20 protein-coding genes and 1 tRNA gene are annotated in these 25,106 nt (G+C 66.5%); 14 read left to right on the top strand and 7 right to left on the bottom strand.

Annotation, left to right across the window (positions count from 1 at the left end; genetic code table 11):
- Nucleotides 1-137: 137 nt before the first annotated feature.
- The 4 genes from efeU to CLV29_RS14110 all read left to right on the top strand — a co-directional run bounded on the left by efeU (nucleotide 138) and on the right by CLV29_RS14110 (nucleotide 5,400).
- Complete coding sequence (efeU, locus tag CLV29_RS14125) at nucleotides 138-1,763, top strand: iron uptake transporter permease EfeU (RefSeq protein WP_133755758.1); 1,626 nt, start codon at nucleotides 138-140, stop codon at nucleotides 1,761-1,763.
- A 42-nt stretch (nucleotides 1,764-1,805) separates the two neighbouring features.
- Nucleotides 1,806-3,065, top strand: a complete 1,260-nt coding sequence (efeO, locus tag CLV29_RS14120; RefSeq protein ID WP_133755757.1) for an iron uptake system protein EfeO — start codon at nucleotides 1,806-1,808, stop codon at nucleotides 3,063-3,065.
- 212 nt (nucleotides 3,066-3,277) lie between these two features.
- The gene (gene efeB / locus CLV29_RS14115) at nucleotides 3,278-4,615 is read left to right on the top strand and encodes an iron uptake transporter deferrochelatase/peroxidase subunit (protein ID WP_243831950.1); all 1,338 of its coding nucleotides are present in this window, start codon (nucleotides 3,278-3,280) and stop codon (nucleotides 4,613-4,615) included.
- 161 nt (nucleotides 4,616-4,776) lie between these two features.
- On the top strand, nucleotides 4,777-5,400 hold the full coding sequence (locus CLV29_RS14110; RefSeq protein WP_133755755.1) for a PepSY domain-containing protein: 624 nt from the start codon (nucleotides 4,777-4,779) through the stop codon (nucleotides 5,398-5,400).
- Here CLV29_RS14110 and CLV29_RS14105 read toward each other — a convergent pair.
- A complete protein-coding gene (locus CLV29_RS14105) occupies nucleotides 5,304-7,031 on the bottom strand; it encodes a helicase HerA-like domain-containing protein (protein ID WP_133755754.1) in 1,728 nt (575 codons plus the stop codon). The two genes, CLV29_RS14110 and CLV29_RS14105, sit on opposite strands and share 97 nt — an antisense overlap.
- Before the next feature lie 106 nt (nucleotides 7,032-7,137).
- Between CLV29_RS14105 and CLV29_RS14100 the strand changes: the two genes are divergently transcribed.
- From CLV29_RS14100 to CLV29_RS14090, 3 genes are all read left to right on the top strand, one after another.
- Nucleotides 7,138-7,431 (top strand): type II toxin-antitoxin system VapB family antitoxin, encoded by a 294-nt coding sequence (locus tag CLV29_RS14100; RefSeq protein ID WP_133755753.1) that lies wholly within the window; start codon nucleotides 7,138-7,140, stop codon nucleotides 7,429-7,431.
- Nucleotides 7,432-7,433: 2 nt separating this feature from the next.
- Nucleotides 7,434-7,976, top strand: coding sequence for a LytR C-terminal domain-containing protein (locus tag CLV29_RS14095; RefSeq protein ID WP_133755752.1), 543 nt, complete (start codon nucleotides 7,434-7,436; stop codon nucleotides 7,974-7,976).
- A 137-nt stretch (nucleotides 7,977-8,113) separates the two neighbouring features.
- Nucleotides 8,114-8,201 (top strand) — tRNA-Ser (locus CLV29_RS14090).
- 372 nt (nucleotides 8,202-8,573) lie between these two features.
- On the opposite strand, the gene CLV29_RS14085 is transcribed toward CLV29_RS14090, so the two are convergent.
- From CLV29_RS14085 to CLV29_RS14070, 4 genes are all read right to left on the bottom strand, one after another.
- Nucleotides 8,574-9,059 (bottom strand): hypothetical protein, encoded by a 486-nt coding sequence (locus CLV29_RS14085; protein ID WP_133755751.1) that lies wholly within the window; start codon nucleotides 9,057-9,059, stop codon nucleotides 8,574-8,576.
- 167 nt (nucleotides 9,060-9,226) lie between these two features.
- Entirely contained in the window at nucleotides 9,227-10,138 is a 912-nt protein-coding gene (locus CLV29_RS14080; protein WP_133755750.1) for a sugar ABC transporter permease, read from the bottom strand.
- The gene (locus CLV29_RS14075; RefSeq protein ID WP_133755749.1) at nucleotides 10,138-11,742 is read right to left on the bottom strand and encodes an ABC transporter permease subunit; all 1,605 of its coding nucleotides are present in this window, start codon (nucleotides 11,740-11,742) and stop codon (nucleotides 10,138-10,140) included. Before CLV29_RS14075 ends, CLV29_RS14080 begins: the two co-directional genes overlap by 1 nt.
- Nucleotides 11,743-11,815: 73 nt before the next feature.
- Nucleotides 11,816-13,060 (bottom strand): sugar ABC transporter substrate-binding protein, encoded by a 1,245-nt coding sequence (locus CLV29_RS14070; RefSeq protein WP_133755748.1) that lies wholly within the window; start codon nucleotides 13,058-13,060, stop codon nucleotides 11,816-11,818.
- 223 nt (nucleotides 13,061-13,283) lie between these two features.
- Between CLV29_RS14070 and CLV29_RS14065 the strand changes: the two genes are divergently transcribed.
- Both CLV29_RS14065 and CLV29_RS14060 read left to right on the top strand, forming a co-directional pair.
- Nucleotides 13,284-14,927 carry a glycoside hydrolase family 13 protein gene (locus tag CLV29_RS14065; RefSeq protein WP_133755747.1) on the top strand — a complete coding sequence of 548 codons (1,644 nt, stop codon included), beginning with the start codon at nucleotides 13,284-13,286 and terminating at the stop codon, nucleotides 14,925-14,927.
- A 4-nt stretch (nucleotides 14,928-14,931) separates the two neighbouring features.
- Entirely contained in the window at nucleotides 14,932-15,984 is a 1,053-nt protein-coding gene (locus CLV29_RS14060) for a LacI family DNA-binding transcriptional regulator (protein WP_133755746.1), read from the top strand.
- 1,079 nt (nucleotides 15,985-17,063) lie between these two features.
- On the opposite strand, the gene CLV29_RS14050 is transcribed toward CLV29_RS14060, so the two are convergent.
- Nucleotides 17,064-17,969: a LysR family transcriptional regulator gene (locus CLV29_RS14050; RefSeq protein ID WP_133755744.1), complete on the bottom strand. Its 906-nt coding sequence runs from the start codon at nucleotides 17,967-17,969 to the stop codon at nucleotides 17,064-17,066.
- A 103-nt stretch (nucleotides 17,970-18,072) separates the two neighbouring features.
- On the opposite strand from CLV29_RS14050, the gene CLV29_RS14045 reads away from it, so the two are divergent.
- From CLV29_RS14045 to CLV29_RS14025, 5 genes are all read left to right on the top strand, one after another.
- Nucleotides 18,073-19,347 (top strand): aromatic ring-hydroxylating oxygenase subunit alpha, encoded by a 1,275-nt coding sequence (locus CLV29_RS14045; RefSeq protein ID WP_133755743.1) that lies wholly within the window; start codon nucleotides 18,073-18,075, stop codon nucleotides 19,345-19,347.
- Entirely contained in the window at nucleotides 19,344-20,468 is a 1,125-nt protein-coding gene (locus CLV29_RS14040) for an FAD-binding oxidoreductase (RefSeq protein ID WP_208292978.1), read from the top strand. The genes CLV29_RS14045 and CLV29_RS14040 overlap by 4 nt, the downstream gene beginning before the upstream one ends.
- A 16-nt stretch (nucleotides 20,469-20,484) precedes the next feature.
- Nucleotides 20,485-22,554, top strand: coding sequence for an oxidoreductase (locus tag CLV29_RS14035; protein ID WP_133755742.1), 2,070 nt, complete (start codon nucleotides 20,485-20,487; stop codon nucleotides 22,552-22,554).
- A 158-nt stretch (nucleotides 22,555-22,712) separates the two neighbouring features.
- Nucleotides 22,713-23,075 (top strand): DoxX family protein, encoded by a 363-nt coding sequence (locus tag CLV29_RS14030; RefSeq protein WP_133755741.1) that lies wholly within the window; start codon nucleotides 22,713-22,715, stop codon nucleotides 23,073-23,075.
- Between the two features lie 101 nt (nucleotides 23,076-23,176).
- Entirely contained in the window at nucleotides 23,177-24,280 is a 1,104-nt protein-coding gene (locus CLV29_RS14025) for a hypothetical protein (RefSeq protein ID WP_133755740.1), read from the top strand.
- Nucleotides 24,281-24,283: 3 nt separating this feature from the next.
- Here CLV29_RS14025 and CLV29_RS14020 read toward each other — a convergent pair whose 3' ends face one another.
- Entirely contained in the window at nucleotides 24,284-24,910 is a 627-nt protein-coding gene (locus tag CLV29_RS14020) for an FMN-dependent NADH-azoreductase (protein WP_133755739.1), read from the bottom strand.
- Between the last annotated feature and the right edge of the window lie 196 nt (nucleotides 24,911-25,106).

The following is a 25,106-nucleotide window of genomic DNA, read 5'->3' as shown; positions in this document are numbered from 1 at the left end:
CGGCCACCTGTGCCCGAAGACACAGACCAGGGTCTGGACGGGCCGCTCCGGCAGGAGTTAGATGCCATTAGGGAAGGTTCACCTATCTCCCCGAAGCATGGGCTTCGAGGGGTGGACCTCAAGAAGGACAGTGGTTCATGCTGGCCACCTTCATCATCGGCCTCCGCGAGGGCCTGGAAGCGGCACTGATCGTCGGCATCATCGCCGCGTTCCTGCGGCGGAACGGGCGTTCCCTGGTGCCGATGGCGATCGGCGTGACGGCCGCGATCGTCATCAGCCTGCTGGTCGGCATCTCCCTGCGCTTCGCCGAGCAGAGCCTGCCGCAGGCCGCCCAGGAAGGTCTGGAGACGGTCATCGGGGTGGTGGCGATCGTCTTCGTCACCGGCATGGTGCTGTGGATGAGCACGAACGCGCGCGGGCTGAAGTCGGAACTGGAGACCTCCGCGGCGGCAGCATTGGGCCAGGGATCGACCCGGGCGCTGGTCGTGATGGCCTTCCTGGCGGTGTTGAAGGAGGGCTTCGAGACCTCGGTCTTCCTGCTCGCCACCTTCTCGGCCTCCACCAATGCCACCCTGGCCGCGGTCGGTGCCGGGTTGGGCATCGTCGTCGCCGCGGTGATCGGCTACGGCCTCTACACCGGCGGGATGCGGATCGACCTGGGTCGCTTCTTCAGCGTCACCAGTGCGTTCCTGGTGCTGGTCGCGGCCGGTCTGGTGGTCAGCACCCTGGGTACGGCCCGGGAGGCCGGCTGGCTGAACGCCGGCCAGCAGCGGGCGGCCGACCTGAGCTGGCTGGCGCCGAACGGCTCGATCCGTGGCGCACTGTTCACCGGTGTGCTGGGGATCCCGCCGTACCCCACGGTGATCCAGGTGATCGGCTGGTTCGCCTATCTCGTACCGGTGGCGCTGTACCTGTACTGGCCGCGGCGCTGGCGCCCGACCGGTGCCGCAGCGATCCGGTTGCGGTTGATCATCGGGACGGGGTTGGCCGTGTTCGCGCTCGGCCTGGCGATCGGGGTACGCCCGGCTGCGGTCACTCCGTCGACCAGCGCTCCGGTCCTCGACGCCACCGGCGCCGCCGTGGGTACGGTCACCCTCGCCGCCGGCACCGCCCAGATCGTCCTCGGTTCGCAGACCGGCCAGCTCCCCTTGCAGAACCCGCAGACGGTGAACCATGGGGGCCTCGACGAGGTCGATCAGTACACCCAGACCGCGACCGGATCGACCGACGGGCTGCCCGATTCGATCACCGTGGCCGAACTGACCCAGCTCAACGGCGGCCGGCTGCCGGTGGGGGTCAACCCTCAACGATCCGTGGGCCCCTTCGACGCGGCCTGGAGCATCAGCCAGACCAGCGATCTGTGGGTCGCCCAGGGCCAGTTGCTCGACTTCTCCCGGACCGAGGTGACGACGCTGACACTGACCGGTGGCGGGCTGACGACGTCTCGCACGCTGACCGTCTCCGGACAGATGCCCGGTGGTCGCAGCGTCTCCAGCGACACCCTCAGCACCGATCCTGCCTATGTCCAAGAGGTGACGGACGAACTGCGGGAACTGCCCGCCGCCCAGCTCGAACGCCAGTTCTGGGGTCGACAGGTACCGGTTCTGCTGGGGGTGGCCGCCCTGGTCGTACTGGCCAGCGCCTGGAACGCGCGACGCCGGTTGGCGGCCCAGAAATCACCGCCGAGCGCCGAGCCGGCGCGTACCGAACAGCCCCTCGCCCCGCCCGAACCCACCCCTTCCGAAGAGACCGGCTCGCGCTGACGAGCCCGGGGTCCCCACGGATCGATTCACGAAAGAAGACCCATGTTCACCAGTTTCCCGTCACGCCGTCCGGCCTCCCTCGCCGGTGCCGCCATTGCGCTGGTCCTCTCACTCGGAGCCTGTACGGCCGACACCACGACGACCTCTGCCGGGGGCAGCGAGGCGGCGAGCACGACCGGTGGAGAAGCTCCGGTCACCGACGGCGCGGCGCAGGTCCAGGTCACCCTCGCCGCCGACGGTGTCGACACCTGCTCGCTCAACTTCAGCCAGGCGCCGGCCGGTCCGGTCACCTTCACGGTGACCAATGTCAGCTCCACCGCGATCAGTGAGGTGGAACTGCAGAACGACCTGAAGATCCTCGGTGAGAAGGAGAACCTGGCACCCGGCCTGCCCGCGTCATCGTTCACCGTCACCCTCGACGGTGGTGACTACACCGTGTACTGCCCGGGCGCGGATCCGGAGACCCAGACCTTCACCGTCACCGGTGATGCGGCGGCAGAACCGAGCGGCAGTACCTCAGAACTGCTCACCCAGGGCAGCGCCGACTACGCCGCCTGGGTGATCTCCCAGGCCGAGGACCTGCAAACCGGGGTGGATGGCCTGAAGGACGCCGTCGACAGCGGTGACGTGGAGGCCGCCAAGGCCGCCTACATCCAGGCCCGACCCTTCTACGAGAAGATCGAGTCCGATGTGGAGGGCTTCGTGATGCCCGGTTTCGACCCGACCGACAACGCCGGCAACCTCGACTACCTGATCGACATGCGGGAATCCAGCTTGGACGAGGAGGTCGGTTGGAGCGGATTCCATGCGGTCGAACGTAATCTGTGGAAAAGCGAGGAGATCACCGACGACACGAAGACCTACGCCGCTGACCTGTCGACCAACGTCGGCAAGCTGGTCGAGGTCGTGAAGGGTCTGGAGTACCGGCCCGAAGACCTGGCCAATGGTGCCGCCAGCCTGCTGGAAGAGGTGCAGTCGAACAAGATCACCGGCGAGGAGGAGGCGTTCAGCCACATCGACCTGGCCGACTTCTCCGGCAACGTCGAAGGCGCCAAGCAGGCCTTCGCGAACCTGCAGCCGGGTCTGGAACAGATCGATCCCGATCTCAGCCAGGAGGTGGCCGACGAGTTCGGCAAGGTGGATGAGGAGCTGAACAAGTACCGCGACGCCTCGGCACCGGGTGGCTTCATCACCTGGGACGAGAAGAATCGGGAGAAGCACGCCAAGGATCTGAGCCAGTCGGTGCTGTCCCTGCAGCAACCGCTGCAGAAGATCGCAGAGAAGGTCGCGACCGCCAACTGAATCCCTCGACGGTCGGCCGCGCACCGGCGCACCGGCCGTCGCTGGGCATCGGTGATCGACTTCGATCACCGCGAGGAGGAGAGCAGATGACGAACCCACCGGAAACCGGGCGCAGCAGGGATTCCGCCGAGGCGACCGGTCGACGGGATCGGTCGCAGACGACGGATCGACAGGACCCCTCAGCGACGACGGATCGACAGGATCCCTCAGCGGTGACCGGCCGTACCCCCGACATCGACACCGATACCACCGAGCGATCGACCGAACAGGTATCGGCCACCTCGGGTGGAGCGACCCGCAAACCCGGGTCGGTCTCGCGTCGAGCCCTCTTCGCCGGGGTCGGCGGTGCGGCCGCGTTCGGTGTGGCTGCCGGGGCAGGCGGGATGGCGGCCTTCGGGGCCGAGGCGCCACCGGCCGCCACCGATGCCGAGGACATCGTCGACCTGAATGTGACGGTGCCGTTCTACGACCAGCCACACCCGGCCGGGGTCGCCACTGCCCCGCAGCGCTACACCGTCTACATGACCTTCGACCTGGCCGCGACCGCACTCACCCAGGATCTGCAGGTGTTGCTGGCCCGCTGGACCGCCGGGATCGCCCAGCTCATGCAGGGAGAGTCGATCGGGGCGGTGGAGCCGGATCGTCCCGATGCGGTCGCCACCGACACCGGCGAGGCCGAGGGCCTCGGGCCGGCGTCACTGACCGTCACCGTCGGGTTGGGCCCGGGGATCTTCACCGACGCCTACGGGCTGGCCGACAAACGTCCTGCCCTGCTGCAGGACCTGCCGCGGATACCCGGTGATCAGCTGCAGGAGGAGTTCACCGGCGGTGACCTGTCACTACAGGCCTGTGCCGACGACCCGCAGGTCGCCTACCACGCGATCCGTGATCTTGCCCGGATGGTCACCGGGACCGCCCACACACGGTGGGCGGTGATGGGCTTCGGTCGGGCGAGTGCCGGCCCCGGACAGCAGACTCCACGCAACCTGCTCGGCTTCAAGGACGGGACCCGCAACATCACCGAGGCCGCCGACTACGACCGATTCGTCTGGCTGGGTGAGGATGCTGGTTGGATGAGCGGAGGCACCTACCAGGTCGTTCGCAAGATCATGATGACGATCGAGACCTGGGACTTCGACCGGATCTCCGATCAACAACAGATCTTCGGCCGGACCAAGCTGGAGGGCGCACCGCTGACCGGGCAGGCCGAGTTCGACACCCCGGACTTCGCCGCCACCACCGCCGAAGGCGATCCGGTGATCGACCCGACCTCCCACATCGCCCTGGCCGCGCACGAGAACAACGACGGGGTGAAGATCCTGCGCCGCTCCTACAACTTCACCGATGGGATGAACCCCGAGGGGTTGCTCGACGCGGGGCTGTTGTTCATCTCCTACCAGAACGATCCGGAGAACTTCGTCACCCTGCAGCAGAAGCTGGGACGCTTCGATCTGCTGAACGAGTACATCCGGCACGTGGGCTCGGCGATCTTCGCCGTACCCCCGGCACCGCGGACCGGTGGCTACATCGGTCAGGCGCTGTTCGAGTGACGCCGGTGAGGTGAGCGAGATCTGCCACTCGATGGCCGATTCGGGCCACAATCCCCTGATTCTCGGATCGAGTGGCAGATCTCGCCCAGCGGACACCACCACAGGCAGACCTCGGGCCCGCGAAGGTGGCCGGCGCCGAAACGGCCTGTCACTCTTGTCCCATGAGACCTTCGGCAGCCCTGAGCATCTCCGTCCTGGCGCTGAGCGCCGCCCTCGCCGGTTGCGGCAACGACACTGCCGATCCTGCCGCCACCGACGCCCCCGCCCCGGCAGAGACCTCCGCGGCCGCCGAGCCGACGACTGTCCAGACCCCGTCGACCGAAACCGCGTCAGCCACCCCGAGCACGGGTGGCGCCGAGACCTCCGGTGAGCGCAACGAGCGCGCCGTCACGGCGATCGCGACCGCCGAGGCCGAACTCAACGGCACTGCTGTGGCGATCGACCACGATCAGCGCACCGACACCTGGGAGGTGGAGGTACGGGTCGGCGACCAGACCTCGGAGGTGCAGTTGGACGCCGCCGGCACCGCGGTCACGGGGGTCACCGACGAGGAGAACCTCGACGACGATGACGCCGCCGAACTGGATGCGGCGCAGATCTCGCTGACCGAGGCCCTGGAGATCGCCTTCGGTGAGGCCGACGGTGAGCTCGACGACGCCGACATCACCGATGAGGACGACCGGATCGTCTACCAGGTAAGCCTCGACCAGGCCGACAACAGCGAGATCGAGGTGCTGTTGCAGGTCACCGACGGCCAGGTGCTCGAGGTCCGCAACGACGACTGATCAGCGCCGCCGGGCGTTGCCGAAGATGCTGCGGAAGATCTCCCGGGTGGCGGTACGCGCGACCTGACGGACCATCGTGTTCTTCGACAGCTTCTCGAACATCGACGTTCGGCCTTGGTGCGCCGGGTCTTCGGTGCCGGCTCGGCCGGTTCGGTCGGTGCCTGCTGTCCGGGGCTGGGCTGTCGGTCGCCGGGCTGGTCGGCCGGTGCGGGACCGGCGGGTGCCGGCTCGGCAGCTGCGCCGGCATCGAGACGGGCGGCCAGCTTCTCCCGGGCCGATTCCCGGTCGATCGCCTGCCCGTACTTGGCGTGCTGCGCCGATGCCTTCACCCGGGCGGCGAGGTCTTCGGCGGCGATCGGTGCCATCAGTGATTCCGGCGCCAGGATCCGGGTCCAGGCGACCGGGGTGGGGGCGCCATCGGGATCCATCACGGTGACAATCGCCTCACCGGTACCGAGTGCGGTGAGCGCCTCGGCCAGGTCATAGGTGCTCTTGGGGAAGGTGGCGACGGTCTGCTTCAACGCCTTCGCATCGTTCGGGGTGTGTGCCCGGAGCTGGTGCTGCACCCGGGAACCCAGCTGGGCGAGTACCTCATCGGGGACATCCTTCGGGGTCTGGGTGACGAAGAAGACACCGACCCCCTTGGAGCGGATCAGGCGTACCGTCTGCGCGATCGCGTCTAGGAAGGCGTCCGAAGCGTCGTTGAACAGCAGATGCGCCTCGTCGAAGAAGAAGACCAGCTTCGGCTTCTCCAGGTCACCGACCTCGGGCAGGGAGGCGAACAGGTCGGCCAGCAGCCACATCAAGAAGGTGGAGAACAGGGCGGGCCGGTCCTGCACATTCGGCAGTTCGAGCAACGAGATCCGACCCGAACCGTCGGCGTCGACCAGCAGCAGGTCCTCGGTGTCGAATTCGGGTTCGCCGAAGAAGGCGTCGGCGCCTTGGTCGGCGAGATTGGTCAGCTTGCGCAGGATGACCCCGACGGTGGCCTTGGAGACGCCGCCGATCTGCTTCAGTTCGGCCTTGCCCTCGTCGCTGGTGAGGAACATCAGCACCGCCCGCAGGTCGGACAGGTCCAGCAGAGCGAGTCCGGATTTGTCGGCATAGGAGAAGACCAGGCCGAGGGTGGATTCCTGGACCTCGTTCAGGTCGAGCACCTTGGCCATCAGGATCGGGCCGAAACTGCTGACCGTGGCGCGCAGCGGCGTCCCGCTGCCGTCGTCGCCGAGGGCGTAGAACTCGGTCGGGAAGCCACGGGGCTGCCAGTCCTGGCCGAGTTTCCGTACCCGGGCGTCCAGTTTCTCCGATGATTCCCCGGGTGCCGCGATGCCGGAGAGGTCGCCTTTGATGTCGGCGGCAAAGACCGGTACGCCGGCGGCGGAGAGTTGCTCGGCGAGGACCTGCAGGGTCTTCGTCTTGCCCGTACCGGTGGCTCCGGCGACCAGTCCGTGGCGGTTCATCATCGCCAGCGGCAGCCGTACCTTCGCTGCCGGTACGGGCTGCTCGGCCTCGACCAGAACCCCGAGCTCGATCGCCGGCTCGTCGAAGGCGTACCCCTCGGTGACCTCGGCCACGACCGGGCTGACGGACGTGTCGGCGACGGCCTCTTCGCTGGTTTCGGCATCAGTCATGGCTCAAAGACTGGCACATCTCCTCAGTGGCCGATCAGGCAATGGACGCCAAATCGTGATCTGGGACCCGGTGGGACGCCGGTGACATTTGGCTACAGTGGCCGACGTGATCTTCAAGCGCGTAGGCGACGGACGGCCGTACCCTGATCACGGGTACGTCCAGAAGCAATGGGCCGCGATCCCCCCGCACCAGGTCCGACTTGATCAGTTGGTGACGACCAAGCGGAATCTGGACCTGGAGGCACTGCTGGAGGAGGATTCGACCTTCTACGGTGACCTGTTCGCCCATGTCGTGTTCTGGCAGGGCGATCTGTACCTGGAGGACGGTCTGCATCGGGCGCTGCGTGCCGCGCTGCAGCAGCGGCAGACGATGCACGCCCGGGTACTGGAACTCAAGTAGCCGTGGAGACCGAACGCGCCGACACCGCGATCCGGGTATTGCGGGTGTTGAAGACCCCATTGACCCTGCTCGCCCTGCTGGTCCTGCTCTTTGTTTTCTTCCGGGTCGGCTACAACTGGCTGACCGCGCCGGCACCGCCGCCGACTGTGGCGCCTTGCATTCAGATGCCGATCACCGACGGTGAACTGCGCTCGGAACAGGTCAGCGTGCAGGTGCTCAATGCCGGCGGTGAACGCGGCCTGGCTGCCGATGTCAGCCGCGCCCTGGAGTCCGACGAGTTCAACGTCACCATCACCGGCAACTACGAAGGCGACCAGCCCCCGGCGGGCACCCTGATCATCGGCGCCGACCCGAACAACCCCGAGGTCCAGTTGGTCGCCCAGCACTTCCGCGACCCGGAGATCCAGGGCGACGGCCGGATCGACCGTTCGGTCGAGGTACTGCTCGGCGAGGAGTACGGCGGGATGATCGACGACGCCAAGTGGGAGATCGAGTACGACCAGCCCGACATCTGCCTGCCGGAGATCATCGAAGCCACTGAGTGAGCCCTGAGCGCCGACCGGTATCGGGACTTGCATTCTGACGCCCGAGTGGCTGCCGCACGGCCCCGGATCGGAGGCGGTGCCACGGGGCCGACAGCGCCGATTGGAAACGTAGGTTCGGAGCTTGTAACCTACTCGGCGGTGGCGTGTCTGAGCGGCCGAAGGTGCCCGCCTCGAAAGCGGGTGTAGGGAGACCTACCGCGGGTTCAAATCCCGCCGCCACCGCCAGAGGGGTCCTTACGAAACTGAGGGCCATCAGGTGACGAAACTCCGTTCCAGAGTGATTCTGGGCGGAGTTTCGCTGTTTCTGGAGTGTACGGAGGGCGGTTCGACGCCTGCGGCGGTCAGGGAAAGGTCATTGCGAGGGGTTCACCGGTCCGATCGGGCGCTCGCCGCCTGTTTTCGGGCATGCTGATGGCCAGCGCATGGAACCGCCGGCCGAGGTGCATTCATCGAAGATCAGGCTTGGCCACTCGACCTGACCGAGCCAGCTCACCGGTCGTCGCTCCCGGGTGGCGACGTCCAACCCCGCCGACGCCGATACCGCCGTCGCTCGGTTTGCGGTCAATGGATGCTCACCGGACCAGGTCCGACCACTGGTCAGCCTGTGAGAGTCGATCGGTACGGGAACGATACATCGTCGGCTGCGCGGGGTCGGCCCGCCGGGCCCACCGGGAACACGACCAGGCAGACGAAGCGGTAGGCAAGACTGCTCCGATATGCCGCCAGCTTGGCCGCATCTTCGCTGGTCGCCGCGGTGCTCGACTTCTTCGCCTCGATCACCAGCAGATTCTGATCGCTGCCCCGTTTGTGCACGATGATGTCGGGAAAGACCGTCTTGGCTTGAGTGTCACTCGGCGAGATGTTCCCGCGCCAACTCGGCACGGATTTCGGCACCTTACCGTCGCGGTTGAACTCGCAGTCGACATCCCAGTGTGGAAACTGTGGGACGAGGTACTCGGCCAGCTTGTGGGTCAGGCTTCGTTCGTTCGCATCGCATTGAAGTAGGTATCGGTCCCGGATCACGAACAACCTGTAAGCAGATTCCACTCGGCGTCGGATCTGGGTTTCGGTGAGCGTCTCCATGCGTCTCCTCTTTTCGGTCAGCCGCCTCTTGATCGGGATCATGGTTGGACATCGGCACTGCGATTCTGATGATCTTCCAGCATTGATTCGCCCAGCGGTTGTCGGGGTTAGTGAAGCCGCACCCCGCCTGTGACTCGGCGATCCGGACACGAATGCCGACTGGTCGGCTACTTCACCGCGCCGGAGGCCAACCCGCCGACGATGTACTTCTGCAGGTAGAGGAAGAGGGCAACCACCGGCAGTGCGGCGATCACGGTTCCAGCCGAGAAGGCGCTCCAGTCGGCGTAGCGCGGATTCGACACCAGTTGAGTGAGCCCGACTGCCAGGGTCTGTTTCTCGGAGTCGATCAGGATCACACTGGCGACCACGTACTCGTTCAACGTCGTGATGAACGACAACAACGCCACCACCGCGAGGATCGGCGTGACCAGCGGCAGGATGATCCTGAAGAAGATCCTCACATGGCTGGCGCCATCAAGACGCGCGGCCTCATCCAGCGAGGGGGGCAGCGTGTTGAAGAACCCGTACATCAGGTACGTGTTCGCGCCCAGTGCACCACCCAGGTAGACCAGGATCAGACCGATCCGCGAATTCAGGCCGATCTCGGGGAACCAGTCACCGATGGTGCTGAGCAGCAGGAAGATCGCAACCACCCCCAGCAACTGCGGAAACATCTGCACCACGATGATCGCAATCAGGCCGAAGCGGCGGCCGGTGAATCGCATCCGGGAGAAGGCATAGGCGGCCAGCGCCCCCAAGAACACGGTCAGCACAGCCGTCAATGCTGCGATCAGCATCGTGTTCCCGAACCAGGTCAGGAACGGTGTTTGCGAACCGCCGAGGATTCTGGCGTAGCTGTCGATGCCAATGGCGGAGAAGAGTCGGTTGGAGCCGGTGAGGGTTCCGTTCGGATTCAGCGAGCTGGAGATGACGAAGACGACCGGGAACAGCGCGAAGGCAACGGCCACCAATCCCACCAGGTGCCGCCACCCGGTGTCGGTGAACCAGGCTCCGGCCGACCGCTTGCGTTCGGTCGGGATGTCGGGGCCGTCTTCGCGGTCGAGTGTCGATGCGCTCATCAGTTCAGCTCCTCCAGTGACTTCGTGCGCCGGAAGGCGATCACCGAGATGATCGCGACGACGACGAAGATGATGATCGAGTAGGCACTCGCCAGACCGTAGTCCCGCACCTGGCCGGTGAAGGCGACCTTGTAGACCATCGAGATCAGCAGGTCGGTGTGACCCACCGGAATCGGCGCGCTCGGATCCCGTGGCCCGCCACCGGTCAGCATGTAGACGATGTTGAAGTTGTTGAAGTTGAAGGCGAACGACGCGATCAACAGCGGCGCCACGCTGACCAGCACCAGCGGCAACTTGATGAAGCGGAAGATCGACCAACCACTGGCGCCGTCCACGGTCCCGGCCTCGGTCAGTTCGTCCGGGATCGCCTGCAACGCACCTGTGCAGACCAAGAACATGTAGGGGAAACCGAGCCACAGATTGACCAGCAGTACCGAGAGCTTCGCCATCCATGGATCACTCAACCATGGGATCATGGCGCCACCGAACACGACCTGGTTCAAGAAACCGAAGCTCTCGTTCATCATGCCTGCCCACACCAGCGCGGACAGGAACGACGGCACGGCATAGGGAATGATCAACAGGGCTCGGTACAGTTTGCGTCCACGCATGGCCGGATGGTTGAACACAATCGCCAGAAAGAGCCCGAGCGCGAAGGTCGTTGCCACTGAGAGCAGCGCGAAACCGAAGGTCCAGGCCGTGACGTAGAGCAACGGTTGGGCCAACCGGGCGTCGGTGACGGCGCGGGCGAAGTTGTCCAGACCGACTGTCACCTGCCACCCCGGCATCAACTGCTCGCCGTCGTCAGCGGTGAAAGCGCCCTCTCCGGTGTCCCGGTAGACCTTACCGGTCGACTCGTCGGTCAGGGTGTCGGCCACCTCGTCGTAGTGCAACGTGGAGATGTAGAGGTAGCCATTCGATCCGTCGGGTGTGCGCAGCGCCCCCTCGTTCGGATCGTCGGAGAACGGGACCGAGAGCTGCGCCACCTCATCGGTGCGGTCCAGGATCTGGGCGAACTGCAGCGTCTGCCAGCCCGGGGTGGCGACTGCCTTGCCGGCTTCGAAGGTGGCCTCCACAGGCTCCAACGCGGACTCCGAGGTACCCAACAGCGCGTCGCCGCCAGGTGCGGTGACCAGCAGGCCGAGTTCTTCGCTGCGGGTCACCACCGAGACCGGGAAGGTCGGGGAATCCGGTACGCGTTGCAGAGCCGCCGCGCTCAGCGCGGAGATCGCCTGGTCCTTGTTGCCGTTGTGGCCGGTGCCGTAGTTGGTGAATGCGACATACCCGGTGTAGACGAGCACGAAGACCTGGAACAGGCAGAGGAAGATCACACCCGGGGCCAGGTACTTCGCCGGCAGCGCCCGGCGGGAGAAGTAGATCCAGTTGACGATCGCCGTAACCACGACCACCACACCGGCGACGACCCAGGCCTTGGCTCCGATCAGCACCAGCACGGCGTACACCGCCAGCGCGTCGACCACCGCCAGCGCCAGAATCTTGATCAACAGCGGAAGCATCCGGCCAGAGGTCGACGATCCCTGCCCGCGAGGGCGATCGGCGGTGTCAGTTCCTCCCTTGTCGGGGGTCTGGGTGAGTTGGGTCATCGTTGTCCGCTCCGTTGCCTGGATCAATACGTCCGGTGGTGGGGTGCCCTGCAGCACCCCACCACCGACGTCATCAACCGATCGCGCCCTCGACGTCGGAGACCAGCTTCTGCCAGGTCTCCGACGGATCGGAGCCGTTGATGATCTCGGCCTCGGCGATGCCCCAGTACTGGAAGACCGCACCCATCTCCGGGATTGCCGGCATCGGTACAGCCTCCTCACCGACCGCGGCGAACCCTTCGATCACCGGGTCCGACGACGCGGTCTCGGCGGCAGCGGACAGCGCCGGCAGGATGTTGCCGGATTCGAACAGCGCCAATTGGGCTTCCTCGGAGCCGAGGAAGTTGACCAGGAAGTCGTTGGCGGCAACCTGGTTCTCGGACTGGCTGGAGACGAAGAATCCCTTCACGCCGGCGAACGGAGAGGCCGCCTCACCGGTCGGACTGGGGATCGTGTCGATCGCGACGTCGATTCCGGCGTCCTGTGCCGCACCGACATTCCACGGTCCGGTCAGCCAGAAGGCGGCGTCACCGTCGAGGAACGCCTGCTTCGCGATGTCACCGTCGATGTCGGTGTTCAGGTTTCCTTCCTCACCCTGCTCCCCCAGCCAATCGGCGAACTTCTCACCGCCCGGAGCTCCGAGCTGTAGATCGTCGGAGTTGTAGCCGGTCTCATCGGTGCCGAAGACCGGGGCACCGAAGGCGGTCTGGAACGGATACAGGTGGTACGGGTCACCCTCCGAGCCCTGCTCGACCACGAATGGCGAGTCAAGCCCGGCGTCCTTGCCCTTCGCGATCATGTCGTCGTAGTCGGACGGCGCGTCGGCAACGAGTTCGGCGTTGCGCAGCATCGCCAGGTTCTCGACCGCGTAGGGCAGCATGTAGGTGGCTCCGTCGTAGGTCGATGCCTCCACAGCCACGTCGAGGTAGTTGCCGCTGGTGTCACCGAGCTCGATCGGTGCGACAACGCCGTTGGTGGCGAGCTCGCCCAGCCAGTCATGGGCGCCCATGGTGATGTCGGGACCCTCGCCGGTGGGCACCTGCTGGATGAAGTCGTCCTTGATGTCGTCGACATTCTTGCCGACCAGTTCGACCCCGACTCCGGTCTGCTCGGTGTAGGTGTCGACCACCGACTGCACGGCATCCAGCCGCTCGGCATCGACCCAGACGGTCAGTGAGGTCGAGGTGGCAGCAGTCTCACCGGTTCCCTCACCCCCCGCCGTAGCGTCGGTGCCGGACGAACACGCTGTGCCGCCCAGCACGATCGCTGTCAGCAGTGCTGTCACCGCCGTGAAACGTCGGGTGCTTCTCACCGTCATTGGTGTCCTCCTGGGAGCTTGGCCTAGACCTCGATCTTTGTAAGCGCTTGCAGCGTGTCACACAAGATCCTCAGGCGCAAGTGCCAGGAAGGCCCGACTACACGCTTCCATTGCACCGAGATTCGCTCTTGGTCGAGTTTTCGAAGGGACAGAAAGCGCGACATCTGACTATTTGATCGTGCAAGCGTTTACAAGATGGGCGCATCCGGCCTACCTTGATCCGATGACATCAGAGTGGTGGCGCAGCGCTGTGATCTATCAGATCTACCCTCGATCCTTTGCCGATGCCTCGGGTGACGGTGTCGGTGATCTGCCGGGGATCACGGCCCGGCTCGACTCCTTGGCAGACCTCGGGGTCGATGCCGTCTGGCTCTCCCCGTTCATGACCAGTCCGCAAGCCGACGGCGGGTACGATGTCGCGGACTTCCGTGATGTGGATCCTCTGTTCGGTGATCTCTCCGACTTCGACTCCATGATCAAGAACGCACACACGCTGGGCATTCGGGTGATCATCGACCTGGTCCCCAATCACGCCTCGGCACAGCACCCGTGGTTCGTCCAGGCTCTGGCGGCCGGGCCCGGCAGTGCCGAACGGGCCCGGTTCCATTTCCGCAACGGCCGAGGCAGCGGCGGCGAGCTACCCCCGAACAACTGGGAGTCGATCTTCGGCGGTTCGATGTGGACTCGCGTCGACGCCGGTGATCACACCCCGGCGCAGTGGTACCTGCACCTGTTCGACCCGGCGCAGCCGGACTTCAACTGGTCGAACCCCGAGGTCCGGGCCGAGTTCCGCGACATCCTGCGCTTCTGGCTTGACCGCGGTGTCGATGGGTTCCGGGTCGACGTCGCCCACGGTTTGATCAAGGCCGATGGCCTGCCTGATCACACTCCGCGCGACGGCGCGGACTCGATGGGCGGCGACGGCGGCGAGGACGCCCCCTATTTCGGCCAACCCGAGGTCCATGACGTCTATCGCGACTGGCGCATCCTGATCGACTCCTACCCCGGCGAACGCGTTCTCTGTGCCGAGGCCTGGATGCCGACGCTCCGGGAGAGTGCACTGTGGGTACGCAGTGACGAAATGCATCAGGCATTCAACTTCCCCTACGTCTTCACTCGTTGGGACGCCGACGCACTCCGGACGGTGATCATCGAGTCGTTGGAGGCCTTCGGTGAAGTCGGTGCGCCGACTACCTGGGTGCTGTCGAATCACGACGTTGTCCGGCACACCACCCGTCTGGCGCTGTCGGCCGATTCACCCCAGGGCCACGGCATCGGGCCATTGACGCCGGGAAAGCCCGATCCGGCCATCGGCTGGTCCCGCGGCCGGGCTGCGACCACGGTGATGCTGGCCCTGCCCGGCAGCGCGTACCTCTACCAGGGCGAGGAACTCGGTCTGCCCGAAGTGGTAGATCTTCCTGACGAGGTACGACAGGACCCGACCTGGTTCCGTACCGGCCGGACACGGTACGGCAGGGACGGTTGCCGGGTGCCGATCCCGTGGTCGGCCGACGCGCCTGCCCACGGCTTCAGCCCGACTGGGAAGTCATGGTTGCCGCAACCCGACCAATGGAACGCCTACGCGCGCGACCAACAGGCCGGCGTACCCGGTTCCACCCTGGAGCTGTACCGATCGCTGATCGCCGGCCGTGGTGATCATGGACTCGGCTCCGGCACACTGTGCTGGTTGGACGGCTGGACGCCGGATGTGTTGAGCTTTTCCGTCGAGGACGTCGTGGTGATCGCGAACACCGGTACCGACATCGCCCCGGCGCCGGCGGGGATGCTTCCACTGATCGCCAGCGGTCCCCTCGCCGACCAGCATGCGGTGCCGCCTGACACCGCGGCCTGGTTCGTGGAAGCCTGAGCGCATGCAAGCGGTCAGCATCGCCGAGGTTGCCAAGCGAGCAGGGGTTTCGACGGCGACGGTCTCCCGTGCCCTGTCCGGGCGCGGAACGGTGTCACCGGCGCGCAAGCAGGCCGTTCTCGATGCCGCCGCAGCTCTGGGCTACGTGGTCGCCTCCAACGCCTCCAGCCTCGCCAGTGGACGGACTCGCAACGTCGGGGTGGTCATCCCGTTCCTCGATCGCTGGTACTTCGGCCAGGTCCTCGAAGGTGCCCAGCTCACCCTGCTCGAAGCCGGCTACGACGTGACCTTGTACAACCTCGCCGGCGGAACCAGGGCGCGCGCACAGGTGTTCGAACAGTTCCTGCTCCGGCAGCGGGTGGATGCGGTGCTCGCCGTGGCCCTGGAGCTGACGCCCCATGAGATCGCCCGGCTGCACCAGGTCGGCAAGCCGTTGGTCTGCATCGGCGGTGTGATCCCCGGGGTGCCGTCTCTCGGAATCGACGACCTGGCGGTCTCCGAACTTGCCACCGACCATCTGACCGGGTTGGGCCACACGACTATCGGGTTCATCGGCGGCAAGCCGGAGGTCGACAGTGACTTCCAGCTTCCCGTCCAGCGATTCGACGGCTACCGCCGGTCACTGCAACGGGCCGGCATCGAGTTCGACCCTGCCTTGGCGCTGTACGGGGACTTCACGCTCGACGGCGGGTACACCGCAGCCAAACAGCTGCTTGGAGCGCCGGGGCGTCACCGACCGACCGCCATCTCGGCCGCCAGCGATGAGATGGCGATCGGAGCCATCCTGGCCGCTCGTGATCTTGGTCTGAGTGTTCCGGGCGATGTTTCGGTCGCCGGCGTCGATGACTACGTGCACTCGGAGTTCTTCGGCCTGACCACGGTCGCCCAGTTCCCGTACCGGCAGGGCGTCGAGGCGGCACGCGTGATCATTGACCAGTTGGACCATGACCGACAGTCGCCCTCGGCGATCTCGCTCCCGCACGAACTGGTCGTGCGCTCCTCCACGGCGCGTCCCCGTCCGCACAGCAGCCCGGACAAGACCAGCCCCGGTGGTTGAGGCAGACGACAGCTGAGCAGTTGCCGCCGTACGGTTCGGAGTTGGTGATGACCGCGTGCAATTCGCCGATCGGGATCTCGGTCGAGGCCTGACCGTTCACCTCGATCGTTCCCGACTCGCCACCGGCCTCCCAGTCCACCTGCGTGGGTCGAGGTGATGGTGTACCTGCCGACCTCCTGATAGGCATGCGAACACGGACCATCCGATCCCGGCTCGTGGGACCCCACCACGAGCCCCCGGCCCGAGGTCGCACAGCCCAAGGTGGTGCCGTCGCCCATCGCCACCGACACCGTCGACTCACGAACGACCAGCGACACCGCCAACCCCTCGACCGACTCCGAATCCGACAACGACGCCAGGCTCGCGTCGTCGGCCGACACCCACACCGGAAACCCGACCGCAACCATGTCCCACTCGTTGAGGTTCCAGTCCGGCGACAGCTCCGGCGCCGCCGCCACGAACGTCAACCGGGCAACCGCCCGACGAGCCGCCTCGCCCGGATCAATCGTCGGCGCCACCGCCGCCACCGTTACCGCCGCCACCGCCCGACCAACCGCTACCGCCGGTCGAGCCGCCGCCGCTACCGCCACGGCCGCCGGACGAACCGCCACTGCTACCACGGAGTCGCGGCGGCGTTGCCGGTGCAACCGGCAAGGCAGCAAGGCCCAGCATCAGCACACCGATGGCCGCGAGTGCAGTGGGGGTCAGGCGGTGTTCGGGGCGGTTCATCCTGGTTGTCGTTCTCCGGGGAGGTCATGCGAGTCGATACCGCAGCGATGATGACTCCGACCACCAGGACAGCGATGACGAGCACAGCGACGACGCTGATCGCGATCCGGGCCAGTACGCGCCGCCGCACTGCTCGGTGCGCACGGCTGGACAGCGCCGAGCCGTGATCACCGCCCAGCACCGAGTCGAAGCCAGCGCGAAGGCTCTCAACATCCGGGCCGAGCCCCTGACGTGTCGCCGTGATCATGGTTGGCCCCGTCCTCATCAGGAGCGCGTCCGGGGTCACCTCGGGTCAGCAGACAATCCGGTCGGCCTCCACGCACGGTCCGTTGCGGCCGATACGGTCCGCCTCAGCCGACCACCTGCGCTGCCACGTCCCGCAGGGCCGCCAGCGCCGTCCGGATCACCGGCTGTTCGGCACTGCCCCGGCGTACCGCGGTCAACACGTGCCGGGCCGGGGTCGGCTCACCGGCCAGCGGGACGCGAACGATCCGGTCGTCGGCCGGCAGTCGGGCCAGTCGCGGCACCATCGCCACACCCAGACCGGCACCCACCAGCGCCGCCCCGGTGTCCCACTCGACAGCCTCATGGGCGACGGTCGGAGTGAACCCGGCATAGGTGCAGGCGGCGACGACCAGGTTCCGGTACGGGCGACCCACCCGGTCCAGGATCCAGTTCTCCTGCGCGGTCTCCTCCATCGGCACCGAACGGCGGCTCGCGAACCGATGATCAACATGCACCAGCAGGTCCAGCGGGTCGTCCAGCAACGACTGCTGCTCGAACCGCTTGTCGGTCAACGACGGCGTCCCCGAGGTCGCCACCACCACGGCCAGATCGGCGTGCTCGGTCAGCAACAGGTCGAAGCACTCCTCCGGGTTCGCCTCCACGATCCGAACCGTCGTGTAGGGGTGCGCCTGTTTCACCGCCGAGGCCGCGGCAGGCATCAGCGCCGACGCCGTCGAGAAACCACACATGGTCAGCCGGCCGCTGCTCTCGCCGCTGACCGTCGCCAGTTCGGCCAGCAGTTCCTCCCACCGGATGCTCAGCTCGTCGGCACCCCGCAGGAGCAGCCGCGCCGCCAGGGTCAACTGGACCCGACGGCCATCGGGCTCCAACAAGCGGATCCCCAGATCGCGGGACAGGGTGCGCAGTTGGTGCGAGATCGCCGATGGCGTGTAGCCGAGGGCATCGGCGGCGGCGGTGACCGTACCGCGACTCGCGACCGTCCGCAGAATCTGGACCCGCCGATCAATCATGCGAAATTCTTGCACAGTCGGCAGCAAGATCGTGCGCTTGTTCTCCGGAGTCGCCTCCTTGAGACTCATCCAAAGAGGTACCCGCCCCGCAGGAGCCGCATCAATGACCATCTTTGCTCCGAATCCGGACGCCACCGCCACCTCAACGCTGTCCAGCCTGATCCGGCGACGACGCCCCGGGTTCTCACTGGAGGCAGAGTTCTACACCGATCCGACAGTCTTCGCCGCCGACCTCGACGCCGTCTTCGGTCGGCACTGGATCTTCGTGGCCACCGAGGCCGAGATCGCGGAGGAAGGCGACTACGTCACCGTCACGGTGGGCAAGGCCTCGGTGATCATCATCCGCGACGACGACTTCGAGATCCGGGCCTTCCGGAATGTCTGCCGGCACCGCGGCGCCCGGTTGCTGAACGAGGAACGCGGCTCGGTGGGCAACATCGTCTGCGGTTACCACCAGTGGACCTACAGCCCCGACGGCAGCCTGCTGCACGCCAAGGACCAGCCGGCCGACTTCGACAAGAGTTGCTTCGGCCTGCGTTCGGTGTCGGTACGGTCCGAGGGTGGGCTGATCTTCATCTGCTTGGCCGCCGAACCGCCGAACGACTTCGACGAGGTCTCGGCACGGATCGAGGCCTATCTGGGCCCGCACCAGTTGACCAACACCAAGGTGGCGGCACAGATCGACCTGGTGGAGCACGCCAACTGGAAGCTCGTGATGGAGAACAACCGCGAGTGCTACCACTGCGAGGCCGGGCACCCCGAGCTGACCTGCACCTTCTTCCCCACCTACGGTCATGCCGTCGAGGACATTCCCACCCGGCTGCTGCCCGCCCATGCCCGCTACCTGCAGGCCGAACATGATCTTGAAACCGCCTGTTCGGACCGCGGTTACCCCTATGAGCTGATCCACGAACTGACCGGCAGGCCCTCGGCCTTCCGGATCCAGCGGGAGGCTCTCGACGGAGCCGGCGAGTCCTACACGATCGACGGCACAGCGGCCTCCCAGAAACTGCTCGGCGATCTCGACACCCCGCGTCTGGGCAGGCTCTCATTGCACCATCAGCCGAACATGTGGTCCCACTTCCTGGCCGATCACGCGGTCGTGTTCAGCGCCCTGCCGCTGGACGTCGATCGGACCCTGGTCCGTACCACCTGGCTGGTGCACAGCGATGCCGTCGAGGGCGAGGACTACGACCTCGACAACCTGACCGCGGTGTGGAAGATGACTAACGCGCAGGACGCCGGACTGTGCGCCCTGGCGCAGACCGGCGTCTCCGATCCGGGGTACCTGCCCGGCCCCTACGCGCCGTCGGAATCCGATGTCGACGACTTCGTGACCTGGTACATCGAACGACTCTCCGAGGTGGTGGAACCATGACCGATCTGATGCTCCCGCCCGACACCGGAACCGATCACCGGTACCCGGAGGCGTCGACCGACAACGAACTGCTGGACGACTTCGACGGCCGGCTGCGCTGCAGTTCCGTCACCGACATCACCCACGATGTGCGCTCCTTCAGCTTCACCCTGGACGACCGGGCCCAACTCCGGTTCACCCCGGGCCAGTACCTGACCCTGCAAGTGCCGGTCGACGGGGTCCCGGTCGAACGCTGCTACACGATCTCCTCGGCGCCGGCCGATGCCGACGAACTGACCATCACCGTCAAGCGGGTCCCCGATGGACCGGTCTCGAACTGGCTCCATGATCATCTCCGGGTGGGTGACGTGCTGGGTGCGAGTGGGCCACTCGGAGCGTTCAGCAGTGATCTTCATCCGGCCGAGCAACTTGTCCTGTTGAGCGCCGGTAGCGGTATCACCCCGGTGATGTCGATGCTGCGGGAGATGATCAATCGCGGGTCCACGCAACAGATCCGGTTCATCCACAGCGCCCGCACCCCGGACGACATCATCTTCCGGGCCGAGTTGGAGTGGCTCGACACGTACCCGAACGTCGACGTGACCATCATCTGCGAAGCCGATTCGGCGACCGAGAACTGGCAGGGTCCGACCGGCCGGCTCAGCCCGGCCGTGCTATTGAAGGCTGCTCCGGACCTGCTCGGCAGCGAGATCTTCACCTGCGGCCCGGCACCGTACATGGCCGCGGTACGGGAGATGGTGGACCTGCTCGGGGTCGATCCCGGCCGCTACCACGAGGAGTCCTTCGTCCTCGGCACCCCCGGAGCGCCCCTGGCACCGTCGACCACCGAGACGCCGTCGGCCGACGCACCGACCACCGCCACCCATCTGGTCGAGTTCCGGCGGGCGGGGCGGACCATCGACTGCGACGCCTCGACCTCGATCCTGACCGCCGCCTCGGCGGCCGGGATTCCGCTGCCGTCCTCCTGCGGCGAAGGAGTCTGTGGCTCCTGCAAGCAGGATCTGCTGTCCGGCGAGGTGGACATGCAGCATGCCGGCGGTATCCGTCCGAAGGAGATCCGGCAGGGCAAGGTACTGCTCTGCTCGGCGAAACCCACCTCCGACCTGATCATCGACGCCTGAGGAAGAGCAGTTCACGATGTCCACCACCACCGCAGCCACCGGTCACAATCACCCGACAACCAACGACCCGCTGCTGAGCCCGTTCGTCCTGAAGGAGCTCACCCTGCGCAACCGGATCGTCAGCACCTCGCACGAACCGGCCTACAGCGAGAACGGGTTGCCGACCGAGCGGTACCGGGAGTACCACCGGATCAAGGCACGCGGCGGTGTCGGCCTGACCATGATCGGTGGCAGCGCCGTCGTCAGCCGGGACTCCGCACCGGCCTTCGGCAACCTGCAGTTGTGGAAGGACGAGGCGGAACCGTTGCTCCACGCCTTGGCCGACGACGTCCATGCCGAGGGTGCGGCGGTGATGATCCAGGTGAGCCATCTGGGGCATCGGACCAGCAACTATGCCGATCAGTGGCTGCCCGCGGTCTCGGCCAGCGATGTCCGCGAACCGGCACACCGCGCGTTCGCGAAGGCAGCAGAACAGTGGGACCTGGCCCGGATCCAGGACGATTTCGTCGCCACCGCCCAGATGTGCCGTTCGGCCGGACTCGACGGCATCGAACTGATGCTCTACGGCCAGTTCCTGGATTCCTTCTGGACGCCGTACTGGAACCATCGCCACGACGAGTACGGCGAGAGCTACGAGAATCGGATGCGCTACCCGCTGCGGGTGATCCGGGCGATCCGTGAGGCCGTCGGGCCCGACTTCATCGTCGGTGCCCGGATGAGCTTCGACGAAGAGCGCAAGGGTGGCCTGGAGACCCCCGAGGCACTGCAGATCGCAACCGACATCACCGAGGCCGGGATCGACTTCATCAGTCTGATCAAGGGCAACCTCGGCACCGACGCCGATCTGGCGCGGGCGATCCCGCCGATGGCCACCCCGTCGGCACCGCACCTGGAGTTCGCCGGTCAGATCAAGCAGAAGCTCTCGATCCCGGTGATGCACGCGGCCCGGATCGCCGATGTGCAGACCGCGCGGCATGCCATCGCTGATGGCCTGCTGGACCTGGTCGGGATGACCCGCGCGCTGATGGCCGATCCGGACCTGCCGACCAAGATCGCCACCGGTCGTACCGACCAGATCCGGCCCTGTGTCGGGGCCAGCATGTGCATCGACGGCATCTACCAGTCCGGGGCCGCCTACTGCATCCACAACCCGTCGACCGGTCGGGAACTCGAACTGCCGCACGCGATCAGCCCGGCCCTGCAGCTCAAGCAGGTTGCGGTGGTAGGCGGTGGGCCGGCCGGGCTGGAGGCGGCCCGGGTGCTGGCCGAGCGTGGCCATCGGGTGAAGCTGTTCGAGGCCTCCGACAGCCTCGGGGGGCAGCTCGCCCTGGCCTCGCTCTCGCCCCGTCGACGTGACCTGCGCGGCATCGTCGACTGGCGGGTCGGTGAACTTCAACGGCTCGGCGTGGAAGTCTGCCTGAACAGCTATGTCGAGCCCGATGATCTGCAGGCGGATGCCTGGGACGTGGTGATCATCGCCACCGGTGGCCTGCCGCGGGAACCGGAGATCCCCGGTGCCGGTCTGGTCCGCGACACCTGGGATGTGCTCGGCGGCGCCTACCGGCCGAAGGGACGGGTGATCGTCTACGACGACCACGGCGGAAACCAGGCACTCGATGCCGTCGAGGCGCTCGCGGCGCGCGGCGCAGAGGTCGAGTTGATCACCCCCGAACGGTCGGTCTCCCCCGATGTCGGATCACTGACCGCCGCCGGCTACTTCCACGCACTCGCTCGGCACTCGGTGCGGATCACGGTGCTTCGGCGCCTGCTGTCGGTGGCCCGGGACGACAGCGGACTGAACGTCGAACTCGGCATGGACGGCTTCGACTTCACCGAGACCCGATCGGTCGACGCAGTGGTGACCGAGTTGGGTACGCGACCGGTTGCCGACCTCTACGAAGACCTGCTGGGGACCTCGATGAACGCCGGGGCGATGGATCCGGTCGCCCTGCTGGACGGCCACGCCCAGGACTTGATCCGCAACCGGACAGGGGCATTCCAGCTGTTCCGGATCGGTGATGCGGTGGCCAGCCGGAACGTCCACTCCGCGATGCTCGACGCCGGCCGTCTGTGCCGCACGATCTGATCGCAGCTGTTCGGCACGAACAGCGGGCCGGGAGGCCCCGTCCGGGGACCTCGGTACGCAGAAAACAACTGCGCAAGCCCGGTCCACGGCTGTCTGTGTACGCTGCCGGTCGACACGTCCGGGCAGAGGGACAAGGGCGGGAGCCTAGACTCGACGCCATGGTCTCTTCTCGTCTCGACCGGGTGCTGCTCATCCAGGCCTTCGGAGTCTCCGGCCTGATCCACCTCCTCCGCCCGCAGGTGTTCGAGCCGATCGTGCCGCAGCCCCTGCCCCGCAGAGAGACGGTGATCATCTCCGGGGTGGCCGAACTGATCTGTGCGACCGGTCTGGCCCTGCGGCCCACTCGGCGGATCGCCGGCTGGGCCAGCGCCGGCCTGCTGGTGGCGATCTTCCCGGCAAACGTGAAGATGGCCGTGGATGCCCAGCACTCCCACTCGCCGCTGCGCCGCTGGGGCACGCTGGCGCGGCTGCCGCTGCAGTGGACGCTGATCCGGATGGCGTTGCGCGCGGGCCGCGGCTGACCTGCCCACCGGGACAGGATCAGCCCGGTCCGGGCCGCAACCGTTGGGGACCCGCCTCGGGTCTAGTCTGGGGTGCCGTTCGGAAAGGACAGCCAGCCACCGTGAACCAGATCATCGACACCACCCCGCTGGAACGGCGGGTCACCCGGAGAGAGGCGCGGGACTTCCGGACCGCGATGGCCGAGTCCGGCAACGCCGGCTGGGGTTCGCTGTCGGTCAGCGGCAACGCGACGATCGCGGCCCTGATCGGCGGACTGACCACCGTGGCGGTGCTGCTGGTGGTGGGGATCGTCTGGATCTTCAACCGTTCACCGGAACTGCTGCTCCTCGCCGCGGCCGGTGTCGCTTTCGGTGGGCTGATCATGGTGGCGATCTTCGCGATGATGAACCGGGATCGCCGGCTCTCGTTGTGGAAACAGCACCTCACGTGTGTCCGGTTCGCCGAGCGGAACGGGTTCGTGTACCGGCCGGAGACACCCGGCCCCCGGTATCCCGGTTTGATCTTCAATCTCGGCAACGGCCGGGCAACCGAACCCGGCATCTTCTCCGACGACGGGCCGGTCGTCGCCTGCGGTCGGTACAAATGGGAAACCGGCAGTGGCGATGACAGCAAGACCCACCGGTGGCAGTACGCCGCCATCCGGCTGCCGGGCACACTGCCGCACATGGTGCTCGACGCCAGGTCAAACAACCGCCTCGGCACGAACCTCCCGGTTGCCTACCGCTCCGATCAGCGGGTCTCTCTCGGCCAGCCCCTGGACAAGCACTTCACCGCCTATGCCCCGTCCGGGTACGGCTTCGATGCCTACTACATCTTCACCCCGGACCTGATCGCCTACCTGGTCGACGCCAGCCGCGCCTTCGACCTCGAGATCGTCGACGACTGGTTGTTCGTCTACTCCAGGTCCGGTCTGGACATCACAGCGCCCCGTACCTGGCAGCAGTTGGACTGGCTTGCGCAGACCGTCGGTGCCCGGGTCGGCAGCCGGTCCGAAAGCTACCGCGACCACCGGGTCGGCGAACCCGCAATGGACGCTCCGGGCCTCACCCCCCGGCCGGCTCCGACCGGTCCACCACCTCAGGTGGCCCCACGCGGCAGGCGGTTGCGTACCGGTGTGAAGTGGACCGCGATCGCCGGCGGCATCCTGTATGGCATCTACCTGCTGATCTCGTTGATCGCGAAGATCGCCGAGTGGGTCGGCTGAGGCTCAGAGGGTCGAGGCCAGCCTGTCCAGTGTGCTCTCGGCATCGGCGCGTTCCTGCTCCGCGCGCTGACTGAAGGCGGCCAGCTGCGGATCCCGATCGGCCAGCGTGAGCCGGCTGGTCACCACGTGCACGTCCATCCCGAGTGCGTCGCCGAGCACGATCTGCAACGGCGGCAGCACATGGTCCCAGCCCTCGGTTGGCGTACCCGGGTCGTAGGCCGCGCCGGAAGCGCTGATCAGCACCACCGGCTTGCCCGCCATCGGCAACGGCTCCAGGTCGAAGGTGATACCGGGCAGATGGATCCGGTCGATCCAGGTCTTCAGGGTCGACGGCATCGAATAGTTGTACATCGGCGCGCCGATCACCACGACGTCGGCGCTGCGCAACTGCTCGACGACCTCGTCCTGCCGCTGCTGATCGGACTCGGCCACCTCCGTGAGGCGGCCGACCGGTGGGAAGTGCAACTCCGAGGTCTCCAGATGCGGCAACGGGTCGGCGTGCAGGTCGCGGGCGATCACCTCACGATCATCACCCGCGGCGAGCCAGCCGGACGCGAACCGACCGGTCAGGCTGCGGGTCACCGACAGCTCGCCACCGGCTGAGGAGTCCAATCGAAGCAGTCTGCGCATCCCTGGAGCGTACCGGCACCCGGTCCCTGCCCGCCGTACCCCAGCTTGTCGTCAGTTATGGCGGGAAAGGAGCACGCGGGTTCTGACGGTGGGTGCAACACTGGGCTTGACCCCGTTCGACGGACACGTGGTCAGGCGGCCAGGGTAGCCGTCTGGTGTAGGTGGTGCTCGTATTGGACTGGGGTCATCATGCCGA

Origin of the sequence: Naumannella halotolerans (genome assembly GCF_004364645.1) — a bacterium.
Classification (GTDB): Bacteria; Actinomycetota; Actinomycetes; order Propionibacteriales; family Propionibacteriaceae; genus Naumannella; species Naumannella halotolerans.
This window is presented reverse-complemented; position numbering and strand designations above follow the sequence as displayed.